Source organism: Acuticoccus sp. MNP-M23, assembly GCF_031195445.1.
GTDB lineage: Bacteria > Pseudomonadota > Alphaproteobacteria > Rhizobiales > Amorphaceae > Acuticoccus.
On record NZ_CP133480.1, the window covers coordinates 415,828 to 432,255 of the forward strand.

General features: G+C 67.5%; 12 protein-coding genes. 5 read left to right on the forward strand and 7 right to left on the reverse strand.

Annotated features, from left to right (window positions below; translation table 11 throughout):
• Positions 1 to 71: 71 nt before the first annotated feature.
• From RDV64_RS01970 to pbpC, 3 genes are all read left to right on the forward strand, one after another.
• On the forward strand, positions 72 to 800 hold the full coding sequence (locus tag RDV64_RS01970; RefSeq protein WP_309197611.1) for a DUF3299 domain-containing protein: 729 nt from the start codon (positions 72 to 74) through the stop codon (positions 798 to 800).
• Positions 801 to 864: 64 nt separating this feature from the next.
• On the forward strand, positions 865 to 6,246 hold the full coding sequence (locus tag RDV64_RS01975) for an alpha-2-macroglobulin family protein (protein ID WP_309197612.1): 5,382 nt from the start codon (positions 865 to 867) through the stop codon (positions 6,244 to 6,246).
• A gap of 86 nt (positions 6,247 to 6,332) precedes the next feature.
• Positions 6,333 to 8,330 carry a penicillin-binding protein 1C gene (pbpC, locus tag RDV64_RS01980; protein WP_309197613.1) on the forward strand — a complete coding sequence of 666 codons (1,998 nt, stop codon included), beginning with the start codon at positions 6,333 to 6,335 and terminating at the stop codon, positions 8,328 to 8,330.
• 3 nt (positions 8,331 to 8,333) lie between these two features.
• On the opposite strand, the gene RDV64_RS01985 is transcribed toward pbpC, so the two are convergent.
• From RDV64_RS01985 to RDV64_RS01995, 3 genes are all read right to left on the reverse strand, one after another.
• Positions 8,334 to 8,978: a LysE family translocator gene (locus RDV64_RS01985; RefSeq protein WP_309197614.1), complete on the reverse strand. Its 645-nt coding sequence runs from the start codon at positions 8,976 to 8,978 to the stop codon at positions 8,334 to 8,336.
• 91 nt (positions 8,979 to 9,069) lie between these two features.
• Entirely contained in the window at positions 9,070 to 9,786 is a 717-nt protein-coding gene (locus tag RDV64_RS01990) for a cell cycle transcriptional regulator TrcR (protein ID WP_309197615.1), read from the reverse strand.
• Between the two features lie 126 nt (positions 9,787 to 9,912).
• Positions 9,913 to 10,902, reverse strand: coding sequence for an NAD(P)H-quinone oxidoreductase (locus RDV64_RS01995; protein WP_309197616.1), 990 nt, complete (start codon positions 10,900 to 10,902; stop codon positions 9,913 to 9,915).
• A 62-nt stretch (positions 10,903 to 10,964) separates the two neighbouring features.
• Here RDV64_RS01995 and RDV64_RS02000 point away from each other — a divergent pair, with 62 nt between their 5' ends.
• Positions 10,965 to 11,156, forward strand: coding sequence for a DUF1192 domain-containing protein (locus tag RDV64_RS02000; protein ID WP_309197617.1), 192 nt, complete (start codon positions 10,965 to 10,967; stop codon positions 11,154 to 11,156).
• A gap of 72 nt (positions 11,157 to 11,228) precedes the next feature.
• On the opposite strand, the gene rpmE is transcribed toward RDV64_RS02000, so the two are convergent.
• Positions 11,229 to 11,453, reverse strand: a complete 225-nt coding sequence (gene rpmE / locus RDV64_RS02005) for a 50S ribosomal protein L31 (protein WP_309197618.1) — start codon at positions 11,451 to 11,453, stop codon at positions 11,229 to 11,231.
• 158 nt (positions 11,454 to 11,611) lie between these two features.
• On the opposite strand from rpmE, the gene RDV64_RS02010 reads away from it, so the two are divergent.
• Positions 11,612 to 13,441 (forward strand): ABC transporter transmembrane domain-containing protein, encoded by a 1,830-nt coding sequence (locus tag RDV64_RS02010; protein ID WP_309197619.1) that lies wholly within the window; start codon positions 11,612 to 11,614, stop codon positions 13,439 to 13,441.
• 14 nt (positions 13,442 to 13,455) lie between these two features.
• Here RDV64_RS02010 and RDV64_RS02015 read toward each other — a convergent pair whose 3' ends face one another.
• From RDV64_RS02015 to RDV64_RS02025, 3 genes are all read right to left on the reverse strand, one after another.
• Positions 13,456 to 14,490: a peptidoglycan -binding protein gene (locus RDV64_RS02015; protein ID WP_309197620.1), complete on the reverse strand. Its 1,035-nt coding sequence runs from the start codon at positions 14,488 to 14,490 to the stop codon at positions 13,456 to 13,458.
• Between the two features lie 16 nt (positions 14,491 to 14,506).
• Positions 14,507 to 15,496 (reverse strand): flagellar motor protein MotA, encoded by a 990-nt coding sequence (locus RDV64_RS02020; RefSeq protein WP_309197621.1) that lies wholly within the window; start codon positions 15,494 to 15,496, stop codon positions 14,507 to 14,509.
• A 92-nt stretch (positions 15,497 to 15,588) separates the two neighbouring features.
• The gene (locus RDV64_RS02025) at positions 15,589 to 16,389 is read right to left on the reverse strand and encodes an inositol monophosphatase family protein (RefSeq protein WP_309199596.1); all 801 of its coding nucleotides are present in this window, start codon (positions 16,387 to 16,389) and stop codon (positions 15,589 to 15,591) included.
• Positions 16,390 to 16,428: the final 39 nt, after the last annotated feature.

Genomic DNA, 16,428 nt, shown 5'->3' on the forward strand with positions numbered 1-16,428 from the left:
CGGGGGGACTCGCGCACGGTGCGCGAATGAAATAACAGCAGCCCCATGTCAGGCTGCGTGGGAGGCGCGAAATGTCGGTCGCGATCCGGGGGCTCTTCGTTTTGATCGCGTTCGTCGTCGGCGGCCTCATCATGTGGCAGCCGTGGAAGGATAGCGTTCTGGCGCCGGCACCCGCCACCAGCACCGCCACGCTCATCGGTGCCGACGGCCTCCCCATCGAGGATGACGGCAGCTTCAAGCCGATCAACGATCCCGCCGCCGGACAGCACGATCTGGTGCGCTATTACATGCCCACCCCCGAAGATACGCCGCCGCTGGCCGAAGATACCACCGCAATCGTGTGGGAAGACCTCTGGCAGGAAGGCGACATGACCATCGAGGCGGCGGAGGAAGACCGCGTCGGGCGGCCGACGGCGGACCAGTTTCCGGAGGGCACCACCGCGGAAGACGTGATGCTCTTCTTCCTCGACATGGGCGACATGCGCTCGATGCAGCCGCAGATGGGCAGCGTGAAGGCGGACATGGACGGCAAGCGGGTGCGCCTGGCCGGCTACGTCACCCCCGTCGGCTTCGACGAGACCGACCCGCGCTTTTTGCTGGTGCCGGAGCTTGGCGCCTGCATTCACGTGCCCCCGCCCCCCGCCAACCAGATCGTCTATGTGCCGGAGGTGAAAACCGGCGAGGCGAAGATGTTCGATCCGGTCTGGGTCACGGGCACGTTGAAGGCTGCCCCGGTCGCCACAATTCTTGCCGATGTCGGTTATCAGCTCGTCGACGCAAAGGTCGAACCCTACCGATAGGCCGACAGGCGTTCCGCTGCGGCCCGGATTGCGCTAGTACTGGCAAAAATCCGGGAGAATAACCATGGCGCTTCGCACCCATGTTGCCGCAGGTCTTGCCGCTCTGGCCGCCTTGCTGGTCCTGGCTCAGCCAGCCGCGGCAGAGCGAACGCTGGAGCGCCTTCCTGAGGTCGACCTTCCCGGCTTCGACTATCGCACCTTGCGCAACGTGCCTCTGCCCGATTGCGAGCGCGTGTGCCTCGCCGACACCGGTTGCGCCGCCTTCACCTACAACGAGCGCGCACAATGGTGCTTCCTGAAATCCGAAGTGGGCGAGCGGACGCCCTATAGCGGCGCCACATCGGCCGTGGTGCGCGAAACGTCCGCCAGCGAGCCGCCGCTCGACATGCCGGACGTGTCATATCTGCCGGCAAGCTATGCGCGGGAGGCGGAGGACCTTGCGTCCGAAGTGCAGGCCGCCATTCAGAGCGGTTCCGGCTCGGCTGCGCTGGAAAATCCGGCCGCGGCAAGCGACCTTGCCAGCGGCGATTCAGGCGCGTGGCTGCGCTACGCCCGGCAGATGCTGGATCTGCGCACCGACAATTACGACCGGCAGGTCAACGCCCAGCGCGAAGCGTCTGGCGCGGCATATCTGGCGCTGCAGTCCGCCCGCACGGTGAGCGAACAGGGCGCGGGGCTTGCGATGCTCTCCGCAGTCCTCGAACGGCAGGGCATCTTCCGGCCGGCCATCACCGCATCGGAGGCCGGCCTCACGCTGCGCTACGATGGCGCCGAGGCCGAGCGGCTGGACAAGCTGCGCCGCGAGCATGGCTTCCGCGTGCTGGACTACACGGTCAACGCCGAGGTCATCACGCCGCGCATGTGCGTGCAATTCTCCGAGCCGCTGCGTGGCGACTCTGCCGCGCTCCAGCGCTTCGTCACGCTGGACGGTGCCGCCGATCCCGCCATCACGGTGGAGAACAGTCAGCTGTGCGTGGAGGGCCTGTCCCACGGTTCACGCTACGAGGTGAACCTGCGCGAAGGTCTTCCCGCGACCACCGGCGAGACCTTGCGCGGCGACCCTTCATTCACCGTGTTCGTGCGGGACCGCGCCCCCCTCGCCCGCTTCGACACCAACGATTATGTCCTGCCGGCCTCCGCTGAAGGCGTTCCGGTCACCACCATCAACACCCGCGAGCTCGACCTCGTCCTTTACCAGATCAACGATCGCAACCTGGCCGAAGTGGTCCGGCGCGGCGACTTCCGGCGCCAGCTCTACCCCTACGAGATGAACGAGATTGCGCAGGAGCGCGGCGCCGAAGTCTGGAAGGGCACAATGCCCGTCGGGATGACCCGCAACACCGAGGTGCGCACCCTTGCCCCCGTGGGCGACATGATCGGCACGCGCGAACCCGGCGTCTACGTCCTCACCGCCATGCCGCGGGAACTGGCCAACCGCTCCGAGGCGCTGGCCACCCAGTGGTTCGTGATCTCCGACCTCGGGCTTTCCACCTTCTCCAACCGCGGCACGGTGGACGTGTTCGCCCGCTCGCTCGCCACCGCAGAGCCGCTTGAGGGCGTCGCACTCACCCTTCTGGCCGAGAACGATGCGCTTCTCGCCACCGCAATCACCGACGCCGAGGGCCGCGCACGCCTTGTCAGCAATGCGCCGGTGGAGGGCAGCCGCGCCCCCGTGCTGGTGACCGCCGAAAACGGCGACGACGACTTTGCGTTCGTCTCCCTCAAGGGCGGCGCATTCGAACTCACCGACCGCGGCGTGGAGGGGCGGACCGCGCCCGGCCCGGTCGATGGCTTCATCGCCACCGAACGCGGCGTCTACCGGGCGGGCGAAACCGTCAACGCCACGGTCCTGATGCGCAACGACAATGCCGTTGCGCTCGACGTGCCGGTCACGATCAAGGTGGTTCGGCCGGACGGGGTGCTGTCACGCCGCATCGTGGCCCGCGCCGCCGAGGCAGGCGGCACGGCCGTCGAAATCCCGCTGACCACCAATGCCGCCACGGGCACCTGGCAGCTGACCGCCCACGTTGACCCCAGCGGACCCGCCGTCGGCGACACCAGCTTTCTGGTGGAAGACTTCGTGCCCCAGCGGATCGAGGTCGCCCTTGCGTCGGACGAGACCGAGGCGCGCGCCGGGTCCAGCGTCCCCGTCGACCTCGACGCGCAATTTCTTTACGGCGCCCCCGCCGCGGGGCTGATTGTGGAAGGCGCGGTTGTTTTGAGCGAAAGCCGGACGGTGGCCGCCTTCGAGGGCTACCGCTTCGGCCTTGCCGGCGAAGAGGTCGCCCCGCAGCGCACTCCGCTGGAAAACCTGCCACGCACCGGACCGGACGGCAGCGCCACCTTCAGCGTCGACATCGGGCAGGCACCAGACGCCACAGGACCGCTTGAGGCACGGGTGATCGTGTCGGTCCGCGAACCCGGCGGCCGGCAGGTGGGCGATGCCATCACCCTGCCGGTGGACACCGGGGCGCCGATGATCGGCATCCGCCCTGCCTTCGATGACGGCCGGGTGGGCGAAGGCTCCGTGGCCGGGTTCGACGTGATCGCCATCGGCGCCGCACGCGAGCGGATCGAGACCGACGCCACATGGACGCTGACCCGCATCGAGCGGGACTTCCAGTGGTACAGGCGCGGCGACCGCTGGTACCACGACGCGATCGAGCGGCTGGACAAGGTTGCCGAAGGCGAGGTCACGCTCGGCGCCGATGCGCCGCTGCGGATTTCCGAGCCGGTGGGCTGGGGCCGCTACCGGCTGGAGGTGGCAAACACCGATGGCAGCGTCGCCAGCAGCGTGCTGTTTGATGCCGGCTGGGTCAGCAGCGCCGCCAACGCCGAAACGCCCGACGTTCTGGAAATCACCCTCGACCGCGAAAGTTACAGCGACGGGGATACCGCCGCCCTCAGAATCACCCCGCGCGCCGCCGGCAAGGCGCTGGTCACCGTCCTGTCGGAGAGCGTGGCCTTTGCCACTGTGGTGGATGTCCCGGCCGAAGGAGCCACCGTCAACATTCCGGTTTCGGCGGACTGGTCGCCCGGTGCCTACGTGGCGGCAACGCTTTTCCGCAACGGCGATCCCTCGCCCTCCGGCGTCCCGCTGCCGGAGCGTTCCGTCGGCGTTGCCTATCTCGATGTCGATACCGCAAACCGCCGCCTTGCCGTCACTATCGACGCGCCGGCGCAGGCCGAACCGCGCCAGACCGCCACGATCCCGGTGCGCGTCGGCGGTCTCGATGCTGGCGAGACGGCCTATCTCACCGTTGCCGCGGTGGATATCGGCATCCTCAACATAACCGGCTACGAGGCGCCTAACGTGGACGAGTTCTATCTCGGCCAGCGCCGTCTCGCGGTGGAACTGCGCGACCTTTATGGCGACCTGATCGACACTGCCGGCGCCAAGCGCGGTCGGATCCGCTCCGGCGGCGACGGCATCGCATCCGGCTCCGAAGCCCTGCCCCCGACCGAGGACAGCGTGTCCCTGTTCACCGGCGTGATCGAGACCGACGCCGATGGCGTGGCTGAAGCGGTGTTCGAGTTGCCGGCCTTCAACGGCGCCGTGCGGCTCATGGCCATTGCGTGGACGCCGGACAAGGTGGGCAATGCCAGCACCGACATGACGATCCGCGACCCCGTGGTGGTTGCCGCCTCGCTGCCGCGGTTTCTGGCCCCCGGCGACACCAGCCGGATGCGGATGGACCTGCACAATGTGGCGGGCGCTGCTGGCGAATACCGCCTCTCGCTCAACGTAGACGGCCCGGTCCATATCGACCGCACGTCTGAAACGCTGAACCTTGGCGCCGATGCAAGGGACAGCATCGAGTTTCCGATCACGGCAGACGAACCCGGCCTTGCCACCATTGTCGCAACGCTGGATGGGCCGGACGGGGCAGAGTTCACGTCCGAATATCGGCTGACGGTGCGGTCCGCTGCTCCGGTCGTCAGCCAGCGTCAACTGCTGGTCCTGTCGCCCGGCGAAACGATGACCCTTGCCAACGTCGCCGATGCCGGCTTCGAGGCGGATGCGACGGTTTCGGTGACGGTGGGTGCGGGCGACATCGACACCGCCGGCCTCATCACCATGCTCGACCGCTTCCCCTACGGATGCGCCGAGCAGACGGTGAGCCGCGCCCTCCCCCTCCTTTATGCCAACGACCTTGGCGCCACGCTCGGCATGGATGCCGACACGGCGCTGCCCGAGCGTATCCGCAGCGCCATCGACCGGGTGCTTGCCTACCAGGGCACCACCGGCGGCTTCGGCCTCTGGTCGCCCGGCAGCGATGTGTGGCTGACCGCCTATGTGATGGACTTCCTGTCCCGCGCCAGGGAGGCCGGCTACGAGGTGCCGGACGATGCCTTCGAGGCGGGGCTGGACCGGCTTCAGTCGGTGCTGTCCTACATCGACAACGTGGAGGGCGAGCGCGGCACCGAAGTGGCCTATGCCACGTACGTTCTGGCCCGCAACGGCCGGGCCGCCATCGGCGATCTGCGCTACTTCGCCGAGGAAAAGCTGGACGATTTCAAGGCGCCGCTGGCCCGCGCACAACTGGCCGCAAGCCTTGCCTTCACCGGCGATCAGTCTGCCGCAAACCGTCTGTTCCAGAACGCGGTCCTCTCCGGCCCGCTCCCCCAGCGGCCGAACCGGACCGACTTTGGCACGCCGCTGCGCGATGCGGCCGCCATCGTGACGCTGGCCAGCGAAAGCCGCGTGCCCGGCACCACGATTGACTGGCTGACCACCCGGCTGAACGATGCAAAGCGCGCCGACAGCGGCACCTACTCCACCCAGGAAGCGGCATGGCTGGTGCTGTCGGCGGAGGCCCGGCAGGACGTGACGGGTTCGGCGCTGGTTGACGGCGAGGTGGTGTCCGCACCCGGCACCCGCGCTTTTGACAGCACGGCAACGGCCATTGGCGTGTCGGTTGAAAACACCGGCACCGCGCCCCTCAGCCTTGCGAGCACCATCACCGGCACCCCTGTGGCGCCGCTGCCGCCGGTTTCCAACGGCCTCAGGATCACGCGCACCTATGCCGCGCTGGACGGAACGCCCGTCGACCTTGGCACGATTGCCCAGAACGACCGGGTCATCGTCACGCTGCAATTCCAGAAAACCGTGGCAAACCCCATGCGCATCATGCTGACCGACCTTCTGCCCGCAGGCTTCGAGGTGGAGAACCCGCGGTTGATGTCGGCCGCGGATGTCGCCGGGGTGAAGCTCGTCCAGTCCGGCCAGACGCCGGAGTTCACCGCATTCCGGGATGACCGCTTCGCCGCGGCGTGGACGCTGGGGCGCGGCAACAAAGACCGGGCGATCACGGTGAGCTACCTGGTGCGGGCCATTTCGCCGGGCACCTTCGCGGTGCCGGCCGCCGAGGTGTCTGACATGTACCAGCCCGGCTTTGTCGCCCGGACCGAGAGCGGCAGCCTCTCCGTGGTGCCCACACGCTGACGCGCGGGCCGAACAGGAAGCACAGGCCGCGGACCGCACCGCGGCCCGTATCGCGGGCCTGGCCGGCCGCATTCCTGGCACTGCCGGTGCTGATTGTGGCTGTGGTCGCGGGCGGGCGCGCCATCGACCGCGCAGCGCCGCCTCCTCTTGCCATCCCGCCGGTGTCCACGGTGGTGCTCGACGATGACGGCGTGCTCCTGCGCGCCTTCACCGTTGGCGCCGGGCGGTGGCGGCTCCCGGTGGCGGTGGATGCGGTCGACCCCGGCTTCATCGATCTGCTGATTGCCTTCGAGGACAGCCGCTTCCGCGACCATGGCGGCGTCGACCCGCGGGCCGCCGCACGCGCAGCAATGCAGGCGGTACGCGCCGGCCGCATCGTCTCCGGTGCATCCACCCTCACCATGCAGACCGTGCGCCTTCTCACCGATGCGCGCGAGCGGACGCCCTGGCGCAAGGCCACCGAAGCGTTTCGCGCCTGGCAGATGGAGCGGCGTCTCACCAAGGACGAAATTCTTGCCCGCTATCTTCACGCTGCCCCCTATGGCGGCAATATCGAGGGGGTGCGTGCGGCCGCGCTCGCCTGGTTCGGCCGCGAGCCCGGCCGGCTGACGCTGGCGCAGTCGGCACTGCTGATCGCCCTGCCCCAGTCTCCCGAAAGCCGGCGGCCTGACCGGCACCCCAAAAATGCCGCACGCGCGCGCAACCGGGTTCTGGACCGCTTGGCCACCACCGGCGCCATCACAGCAGCCGACGCTGCGCGCGCAAAACGCGAGGCGGTGCCGACGCGGCGGCGCCCCGTGCCCCGTCTTGCCCCCCATCTTGCCCGCAAGCTCCATCAGGCGGAGCCGGCCGCCACGGTCCACACCACCACGCTCAAGCGGGACTGGCAGGCCGCACTGGAAGACCTTGCCTCCGAACGGGTGGACCGGATCGGCCCACGTCTGTCCGCCGCCATTGTGGTGGCCGAGCACGGCACCGGCCGCATTCGCGCCAGCGTCGGCGCCGCGCGCTTTCTGGACCAGAGCCGCGCCGGGCATGTGGACATGACCAGCGCCATCCGCTCGCCCGGCTCCACGCTGAAGCCGTTCATCTATGGCCTCGGCATCGAGGCGGGGCTGGTTGCGCGCAACACCCTCCTTGCCGACGCACCGGCAACCTTTGCCGGCTACCAGCCTGAAAATTTCGACGATGAATTTCACGGCATGGTCACCGTGGAAGAGGCGCTGCGCCAGTCCCTCAACGTACCGGCGGTGACGGTGCTGGAAGCACTCGGCCCCATCCGCCTCGTCACACGGCTTGAGGAGGCCGGCGCCGCAATCGTGCTCCCCCAGGGCTTCGTGCCCACGCTGGCCGTGGGTCTCGGCGGTTTCGGGATCACCCTCAGTGACCTTGCAAGCCTCTACACGGCCCTGCCGGACGGCGGCGTGCCCGCACAGCTTTTTGCGCAGAAGGCTCCGCCAGTGCGCACCGCACGCCTCCTGTCGGAGCGGGCGGCCGCGGACGTTTCGGCCATGCTCACGGCAATGCGCCCGCCCCGCAACGCGCCCGCCGGCGAGATCGCCTACAAGACCGGGACGTCCTACGGCTACCGCGATGCGTGGGCGGTGGGCTACGACGCGCGCCATGTTGTGGCCGTGTGGGTCGGCCGGCCGGACGGCACGCCCGTGCCCTCGCTCACCGGGTGGACCGACGCTGCCCCCCTGCTGTTCGACGCGTTCGCGCGCATCGGCGTCCACCGCCTGCCACCCGCGCCAGTGGCCGTACCCACCGCTGCCCTGCCGCCGCCGTTGCGCGAATTCGTGCCCGGCCGGCGCAAGGGCGGCCCGGCGAGGGCGCCGGAGATCGAGATTGCGTTTCCACCCGAAGGCGCCGTGCTTGCCCTTGCCGCAGCCGACGGCAGCCGCAACAAGCTGGTGGCCCGCGTTGTCGGCCGCCCGGCCGACACCTGGCTTCTCAACGGCCGTCCGCTCCCCATCAAGGTCAACCGGCGGCAAGCGCAGATTGACGTGCCGCCCGGCGCGCACACGCTCACCGTCGTCACCCGCGACGGGGCGTCCGAGCGCGTCTCGTTTATTGCCGAGTGAAGGTCAGCGCCCCCGCGCCAGAGCCAGCGCGCCGCCGATGAACACCAGAACGGCGCCGGCCAGCCCCTCGAACCAGAGAACCGCGGTCCGCGCCATCCACCGCGCCGACGCGGCAGACACCAGCGCATAAACCATCAGCACGGGCATCTCGATCAAGGCCGAAACGAGTGCCATCACCGCAAACTGAAGCGCGACATTGCCCTCCGGCGCGATGAACTGCGGAAACAGCGCAACAAAAAAGATCAGCGTCTTGGGGTTGGCGAGCTGGACGGCAAAGCCCTTCCAGAATGCGCGTTGGCTCCCCCCGCCATCGGCAACCGGCAGCGGCCCGGCAGCCGGCATGGCGCCATTGCGCAGGGCGCAGACCAGCGGCCCCATCATCCGGATGCCGAGATAGACGAGATACGCCGCGCCCGCCCATTTGACGATGGTGAAGAGGGTGTGGCTGGCGACAATCAGCCCGCCGACGCCCAGCGCGGACAGCGCAAAATAAAACGCCGAACCGGCAGTGACGCCGGCAGCTGCCGCCCATCCGGCGCGCGTGCCAGAGCGCATGGCAAGGCCCACCACAAGCAGCACCGACGGCCCCGGCGAGATGCACAGGAGAAATTCGGTCGCGGCGAACAGCAGGAGGATGTCGAGAGCCATGCCCGACACTAGAAAGCGGCGCGCCAGTCTGCAACAACCGGCGCGCCACTGAAATTGTCAGCGCCATCCCGCAAGGACGGCGCAGGCCGGTTCAGGCCTCGTCGTCGTCTTCGGCGGGCTGGCCCTTGGTCCACGCCTTCAGGCCCTTGAACACGGTATCGGCGTCGTAACGCTCGTTGCCGGTCGGCTCGTCCTCGGCCTCTTCGGGCTGGAGGCTCTCCTCCACCGACAACAACCCGTCCGCGCTGCCGAGTGCCGGCTGCGGGTTGGTGATGCCGGATTCGCGGGCCGCCGTTTCCACTTCACGGTCCAGATCCATCTGCGAGCAGAGGCCCAGCGTCACCGGGTCCAGCGGAGCAAGGTGCGCGGAGTTCCAGTGGGTGCGATCGCGGATGGCGTGGATCGTCGTCTTGGTGGTGCCGACCAGGCGGATGATCGCCGCTTCCTTCAGCTCCGGGTGCTGGCGCAGGAGCCACAAAATGGCGTTGGGCCGGTCCTGCCGTTTGGACACCGGCGTATAGCGCGGCGCCTTCCGCTTCAGCTCGGGCACGATGGTCTTCGGCTTGGAGAGCTTGAGGCGATAATCCTTGTCGGCCTCGGCCTTCTCGATCTCGGCCCGCGTCAACTGACCGGTCTGCATCGGGTCAGCGCCCTTGATGCCCTGAGCCGCGTCGCCATCGGCAATGGCGCCGATCTCGAGCGGATGCAGCCGGCAGAACGCGGCAATCTGCTCGAACGAAAGCGAGGTGTTGTCCACCAGCCAAACGGCGGTGGCCTTGGGCATCAGGGGCGTATCATCAGCTGGCATGCGCAACAATCCTTCTGGTCTCCCGCCTGCCGGCGGGAGAACCCGAGATCAAACTTCGGGTTGTCGTGGAATGATCGAGATATAGGGCCATGCGCACGCAGGAGCAAACCCCACAGGCCGAAACGCTTACGGAAGCAACACGATCTTTCCGATGTGGCTGCTTCCTTCCATGTGGGCGTGGGCCGCAGACACCTCCGACAGGGCAAACGTGCGGTCCATCACCGGCCGGACCGCGCCGGCCTCCACCATCGGCAGCACCTTTTGGGTCAGCGCCCGCGCAATCTCGGCCTTGAACGCCACACTGCGGGGCCGGAGCGTCGACCCGGTGTGGACGAGACGCTTGCGCATCAGGACGCTGAAGTCCGCGGTGGACTTGCCCTGCAAGGTGGCGAGCTGGACAATCCGGCCCTCGACTGCGGCGGCGTGCCAGTTCCGCTCCACGTATTCTCCGCCAACCATGTCGAGAATCACATCCACACCCTTGATGGTGTGGGTCTTCACCTCGGCCACGAAATCGCTGTCGCGGTAGTTGATGGCAACGTCCGCCCCCAGCGCCACGCACGCCTCGCACTTGTCCGCCGACCCTGCGGTGACGATGACGCTCGCGCCAAACGCCTTGGCAAGCTGGATGGCCGTGGTCCCGATCCCGGACGACCCGCCGTGGACCAGCAGCCACTCGCCGGCGACGAGGCCCGCACGGTCGAACAGGTTGCTCCAGACGGTGAAGAAGGTTTCGGGGATTGCCGCGGCTTCTTCCATCGAAAGGCCCGCGGGCACCGGGAGCGCATTGGTTTCCGCAGCCACGCAATATTCGCCGTAGCCACCGCCCGGCACCAGCGCCATCACCTTGTCGCCCACGCCGTGGAGGGACGCGCCCTCGCCCAGCGCCACAACCTCGCCGGCCACTTCAAGGCCGAAGATGTCGGGCGCACCGGGAGGCGGCGGATACATCCCGGCCCGCTGAAAACAGTCGGGACGGTTGACGCCGGCAGCCGCGACCTTGATCAGAATCTCAGCCGGCCCCGGTGACGGGACGGCATGTTCGCCAATGACCAGCGCATCCGGTCCGCCGGGGGTCGGCGCCGTCACGGCCTGCATGGTGGTGGGGAGTGTCATTGCCAATTCCTCTCGCGCTCTGCCGGTCGCTTTGCTTAAACTTGCGCCCGCGGGAGGACTGTATGAACGAAGACGACGCACGACCCAAGGCGCTGAAGCCCGGCCACACCATCGGCGCGGACCTGTCACGTGTTTCAGTGGACGAGCTTCACGCATTGCGGCAGGCGTGCCTTGACGAGGCGAGCCGCATCGAAGCCGAGATCAACGCAAAAGACGCCACCCGCGTTGCCGCGGCCAGCGTCTTCAAATTCTAGGCCGCCGCAGCCCGGCGTCCGTATTTTGGCGGCGCGCCGGCCAGAGGCCGGGCGCCGTCGGCCGTTGCCGGGTTATGCGCCCGGAATGCCCTTGAACTTGTTCTTGAAGCGGGAGATGCGGCCACCGCGGTCAAGCAGGGTCGTCTGGCCGCCGGTCCACGCCGGGTGGGTGCGGGGGTCGATGTCGAGCGGAATACGGTCACCGGCGGAACCGGCGCAGGACCGGGTCACGTACTCCGTACCGTCCGTCATCACGACCGTGACGGCGTGGTAATCGGGGTGAATGTCCTTCTTCATGGCAAAAGTCCTGTGGCGAAAACGGCGGCGCGACAAAGCGCCCGGCCGTTCCGGTTGTATCGGGGAACCGCGCGGCAATAAACCGTAAGGCGCTTTTGCGCAAGGCCAGCCGTGTTTGACACATTGACATTGCGCGCTGCGACCTGTTGTCAGGCGACATGAAATTCGGACGCAACAATCGTTCTAAACAAGGTGTACAGGGTGGCGGGCGGCAGCGGGTCGCCCTTAAACCCCTGCGCTTCCTGTTCCCGTATGCGCTGCGCTACAAGGTCCGCCTCGGCGCGGCGCTGCTCGCGATGCTGTGCGCGACCTCGGCGACGCTTGCCGTGCCGCTGGCCGTGCGCCGGATGATCGACTTCGGTTTTGCCGCGGAAAACGCCGAATTCATCGACGCATATTTCGGCATGCTCATTCTGGTGGCGCTGGCGCTCGCGGTGGCATCGGCCATGCGCTACTACCTCGTCATCACGCTGGGCGAGCGCGTGGTCGCCGACATCCGGGCCGATGTGTTCGACAAGGTGATGAGCCTGTCGCCCGCGTTCTTCGACCGCACCATGTCCGGCGAAATCGTCTCCCGCCTCACCGCAGACACCACGCAGATCAAGTCCGCCGTGGGGGCGAGCGCCTCCATCGCACTGCGCAACCTTTTCATGTTCATCGGCGCCATGGTGATGATGGTGTGGACGAGCCCTGCCCTGTCGGGCATGGCGGTCGCGGTGATTCCGCTTCTGGTGATCCCGCTGGTGGCGTTCGGCAAGGCCGTTCGCCGGCGCTCGCGCGCCGCACAGGACACGCTGGCGCGCATCTCCGCCTATGCCACGGAGGCCATCGGCGCCGTGCGGACGCTGCAATCGTTCGTGGCGGAACGGCGGGCTGGCGCGCACTACCGCACCGGCGCCATGGAAGCCTACGGCATCGCCAAGAAGGCGACGGCGGCCCGCGCGACGCTTACGGCCATTGTCATCTTTCTGGTATTCACCGCCATAGTGGGCGTCCTGTGGCTGGGCGCACAGGAGGTTCTGGCCGGCAACCTCACCGCCGGCGCGCTCGGCCAGTTCGTGCTTTATGCGGTGTTTGCGGCGGGTGCGCTCGGCGAACTCAGCCAGGTGTGGGGCGAAGTGGCGCAGACCGCCGGTGCCGCCGAGCGGCTCTCCATCCTCGCCGCGGAAACGCCGGACGTGAAGGAGCCGGAAAATCCGGTCAGCTTCCCCGCCCCGGCCGCCGGGGCGCTGTCCTTCCGCAACGTCTCGTTCGCCTACCCCGCGGACCTTGCCCGCGGCGTGCTGGACGACGTGTCGTTCGACGTGCCGTCCGGACGCTCGGTTGCGCTTGTGGGACCATCCGGCGCTGGCAAGACCACCGTGTTCCAGCTTTTGACCCGCAGCTATGACGTTCTCGGCGGGTCCATCTCCATCGACGGCGTGGACGTGCGCGATGCATCGCTGAAGGCGGTTCGCGAGCGGATTGCGCTGGTCCCGCAGGACACCACAATTCTCGCCGCCTCCATTGCCGACAACATCCGCATCGGCCGGCCGGAGGCCAGCGATGCCGACGTGATTGCGGCGGCCGAAGCCGCACGCGTCACCCCCTTCGTCAGCGCATTGCCGAACGGCTTCGAGACTGTCGTGGGCGAGCGCGGCATCACGTTGTCCGGCGGTCAGCGCCAGCGCATCGCGATTGCCCGCGCGGTGCTGAAGGATGCGCCGATCCTCCTTCTCGACGAGGCGACCTCCGCACTGGACGCTGAATCCGAGGCGCTGATCCAGGAGGCGCTGGAGCGGTTGATGGTCGGCCGCACCACGCTGGTCATCGCCCACCGCCTCGCCACCGTCGTCCGGGCCGACCGGATTCTGGTGCTGGACGAAGGACGTATTGTGGAAAGCGGCACCCATGCCGAGCTTGCCGCACGCGAAGGCGTCTACGCCCGTCTTGCCGCGCTCCAGTTCGGCGAAGCCGGCACGCGCCTCCACGCCTCCGACGCCGCCTGAGCCTGCACCCGGCGCTAGCGCTGGGTGAGCTTCAACTCGATGCGGCGGTTGCGGTCGTAAGCTTCTTCGGTCGCCTCATCCACAATCGGTTGGAACTCGCCGAACCCGGCCGCCACCAGCCGCGTCGGCGATACCCCTTGCGAAATCAGATACTGCACCACCGAAATGGCGCGGGCTGCCGAAAGGTCCCAGTTGGACCGGAACCGCCCGGAGCCCGACAGCGGCCGCGCATCCGTATGCCCGTCTACCCGCAGCACCCAGTCGATATCGTCGGGAATTTCGGCGTCGAGGCCGATGAGTTCGGCGGCAAGCTTTGCAAGCTCATCCTCGCCGGCCGGGTTAAGCGTGTCTGACCCCGACGGGAAAAGCACCTCGGACTGGAAGACGAAGCGGTCGCCGACAATCTCGATGCCGGCACGCTCGGCCAGAATGTCCCGCAGGCGGCCGAAGAAATCGGAGCGGAAGCGGTTGAGGATCTGGACACGCTGGGCCAGCGCCACGTTGAGGCGGCGGCCAAGGTCGGCAAGACGGGTCTGGCTTTCCTGGTCGCGCGCCTCGGAGGCTTCAAGCGCCTCTTCCAACGCCCCCACCTGGCGGCGGAGCGCGCGAAGCTGCTGGTTGAGCAGCGCAACTCTGGACAATGCATCGGCGCCCAGCCGCTTCTCGCTCTCCAGCGCCTCCGTGAGCGAGCGCACCTCCTCGGTCACCTGACCGGCGGCGTCCTGCTCACCGGCAAGCTGGCCCTGCAGGCTGTCACGCTGGGCCATCAGCTGTTCGAGGCTGGCGCTCATGGACTGGGTTTCGTCTTCCAGCGCGCTGTCCTGTGCCCGCTCCAGCGCCAGAAGGTCAGTCAGCTCCGCAATCTGTGCGTTGAGGCGCTGAAGCGCGGTTTCACGCCCCGTCAGCTCCTGGCTGAGGAAGAACTGCGCCAGCATGAACAGCGACAGCAAAAAGATGATGACGAGGAGCAGCGTCGCCATCGCGTCGACGAAGCCCGGCCAATAGTCGGCGCGGGCCTCGCGGCCCCGACGTCTGGATCCATGCGGCATGGCAATCGTCCCCTCGTCAGGCGCGCTCGTCCTGCTCGAGCGCGTTGTTGAGGCGGATCAGGAGTTCTTCGATACGGTCGTTCTGGGCGCCCTGGGCCTCGGCCCACTCGATCAGCACCTTCTGTTCACGGCGCATGTTCTTGACCACGGCCTGGATGCCGTCCGCAAGGCTTGCCATGGCCTTGTTGGACTGGCCGGGCCCTGCCCCGCCGCCCTGCTCCAGCAGGGTCGTGAGGCGATCCACAGCGGCCTGAAGGTCGGTTGTCGCCTGCGCAGCGCCCGCCACCTCAAGGTCGTCCACAATGTCCGTCAGGGTGGACAGCCAGTCTTCCAGCTCCGTGTAGAATCGGTTTTGCGCCTGTCCGGCCTGAAGGTCGAGGAAGCCGATGATCAGCGAGCCGCTGAGGCCGAACAGCGAGGACGAAAACGCGGTCCCCATGCCCGACAGCGGCGCTTCGAGCCCGGCTTTCAGGTCCTGAAAGATGACTGCGCTGTTGCCCGAGCCGACATCCAGCGAGGCGATGGTGTCGCCCACCGAGCCGATGGTCTGCAACAGGCCGTAAAAGGTGCCCAGAAGGCCGAGAAACACCAGAAGGCCGATGAGATAGCGCAAAATGTCGCGCTGCTCGTCCAGCCGCGTGCCGATGGTGTCGAGGATCGAGCGCATGGTGACGGCACTCATGATGGTGTCGTCCACCCCGTCCCGCAGGAGCGTTGCCATGGGCGCCAGAAGCAGCGGGTTCCTGCGGGTGGACGGCGCACCGGAGCGGAACCGGTTGACCCAGTTGATCTCGCGGAAAAGGCGCGTGACCTGCAGGACCGACAGGAGAATGCCGATCGCCCCCACGCCAATGATCATCCCGTTGAGCAGCGGGTTGGCCAGAAAAGCCTCGTAGATGGTGGCAAACTGAATGAAAATCAGAAAGCCGACCAGAATCACGAACAGGCCCATGCGCCACAGGTATACCTGCGGCTGGGTGAGTTTGTAGGGATCCTTACGCGCCATAGGGTCGATGTAACCGAACTTTCGGAGCGGTCACAACGCGCGCCGCCCAAACAAATTCATTGCACATTGCGTGCCCAAGCTGAACGTCCGCTTTACCGGCCCTTCGCTGCGTCCTTCGCATTCTTCAGAAGGAGGCGCTGCATGTACTCGTTGCCGGCCACGATGGACCCCTTGCCGAGCGGGTCCTCGCCGCCGTCAGCGTCGGTCACATAACCGCCCGCTTCGCGCACCAGAACGATCCCTGCGGCAATGTCCCACGGCGAGAGGTCGTGCTCCCAGTAGCCGTCGAACCGGCCCGCTGCTGTCCAAGCAAGGTCCAGCGCCGCCGACCCGCCGCGGCGGATGCCGGCGCAGCGGCTCATCAGCGGCTGAAGTTCGGACAGGAAGCGCAACTGGTTGCCACGGCCGAGGAACGGCACGCCGGTGGCAAATACCGCGGCCGTCGGGTCCTGCCGGCCAGCCACGCGCAGGCGGCGGCTGTTGAGGAAGCAGCCGCGGCCGCGCTCGGCGACGTAAAGCTCGTCCATCACCGGGTTGTAGACAACGCCGGCAATGAGGTCGTCGCCGCGCTGCAGCGCGATGGACACCGCGAAGATCGGAATGCCGTGGAGGAAGTTGGTGGTGCCGTCCAGCGGGTCCACGATGAAGTGGTGCTGGCCGTCCGCCGCCTTCACGTTGGTGCCTTCCTCGCCGATGAAGCCATAATCCGGCCGGGCCTTGGAGAGTTCGGTGAGGACGATCTCCTCGGCCCGCATGTCCGCGCGGGACACGAAGTCCGCCGGGCCCTTTTTGGAAACCTGGAGGTTTTCCACCTCACCGAAGTCGCGGGCGAGGTTGCGCCCCGCCTTTTCGGCGGCAGCGACCATGACGTTGAGAAGGGCGGAACGGGCGATCGGACGTCTCCTTGAAGGTGGGCTTCAGTGTTCGGCTTG

Excerpts from the sequence above, each read along its gene's own strand:
- RDV64_RS02015 (WP_309197620.1), bottom strand. The coding sequence starts at position 14,490 with ATGCCGCATGGATCCAGACGTCGGGGCCGCGAGGCCCGCGCCGACTAT.
- RDV64_RS01975 (WP_309197612.1), top strand. The coding sequence starts at position 865 with ATGGCGCTTCGCACCCATGTTGCCGCAGGTCTTGCCGCTCTGGCCGCC.
- RDV64_RS01990 (WP_309197615.1), bottom strand. The coding sequence starts at position 9,786 with ATGCCAGCTGATGATACGCCCCTGATGCCCAAGGCCACCGCCGTTTGG.
- RDV64_RS02020 (WP_309197621.1), bottom strand. The coding sequence starts at position 15,496 with ATGGCGCGTAAGGATCCCTACAAACTCACCCAGCCGCAGGTATACCTG.
- rpmE (WP_309197618.1), bottom strand. The coding sequence starts at position 11,453 with ATGAAGAAGGACATTCACCCCGATTACCACGCCGTCACGGTCGTGATG.
- RDV64_RS01985 (WP_309197614.1), bottom strand. The coding sequence starts at position 8,978 with ATGGCTCTCGACATCCTCCTGCTGTTCGCCGCGACCGAATTTCTCCTG.
- RDV64_RS01970 (WP_309197611.1), top strand. The coding sequence starts at position 72 with ATGTCGGTCGCGATCCGGGGGCTCTTCGTTTTGATCGCGTTCGTCGTC.
- RDV64_RS02000 (WP_309197617.1), top strand. The coding sequence starts at position 10,965 with ATGAACGAAGACGACGCACGACCCAAGGCGCTGAAGCCCGGCCACACC.
- RDV64_RS01995 (WP_309197616.1), bottom strand. The coding sequence starts at position 10,902 with ATGACACTCCCCACCACCATGCAGGCCGTGACGGCGCCGACCCCCGGC.
- RDV64_RS02010 (WP_309197619.1), top strand. The coding sequence starts at position 11,612 with ATGAAATTCGGACGCAACAATCGTTCTAAACAAGGTGTACAGGGTGGC.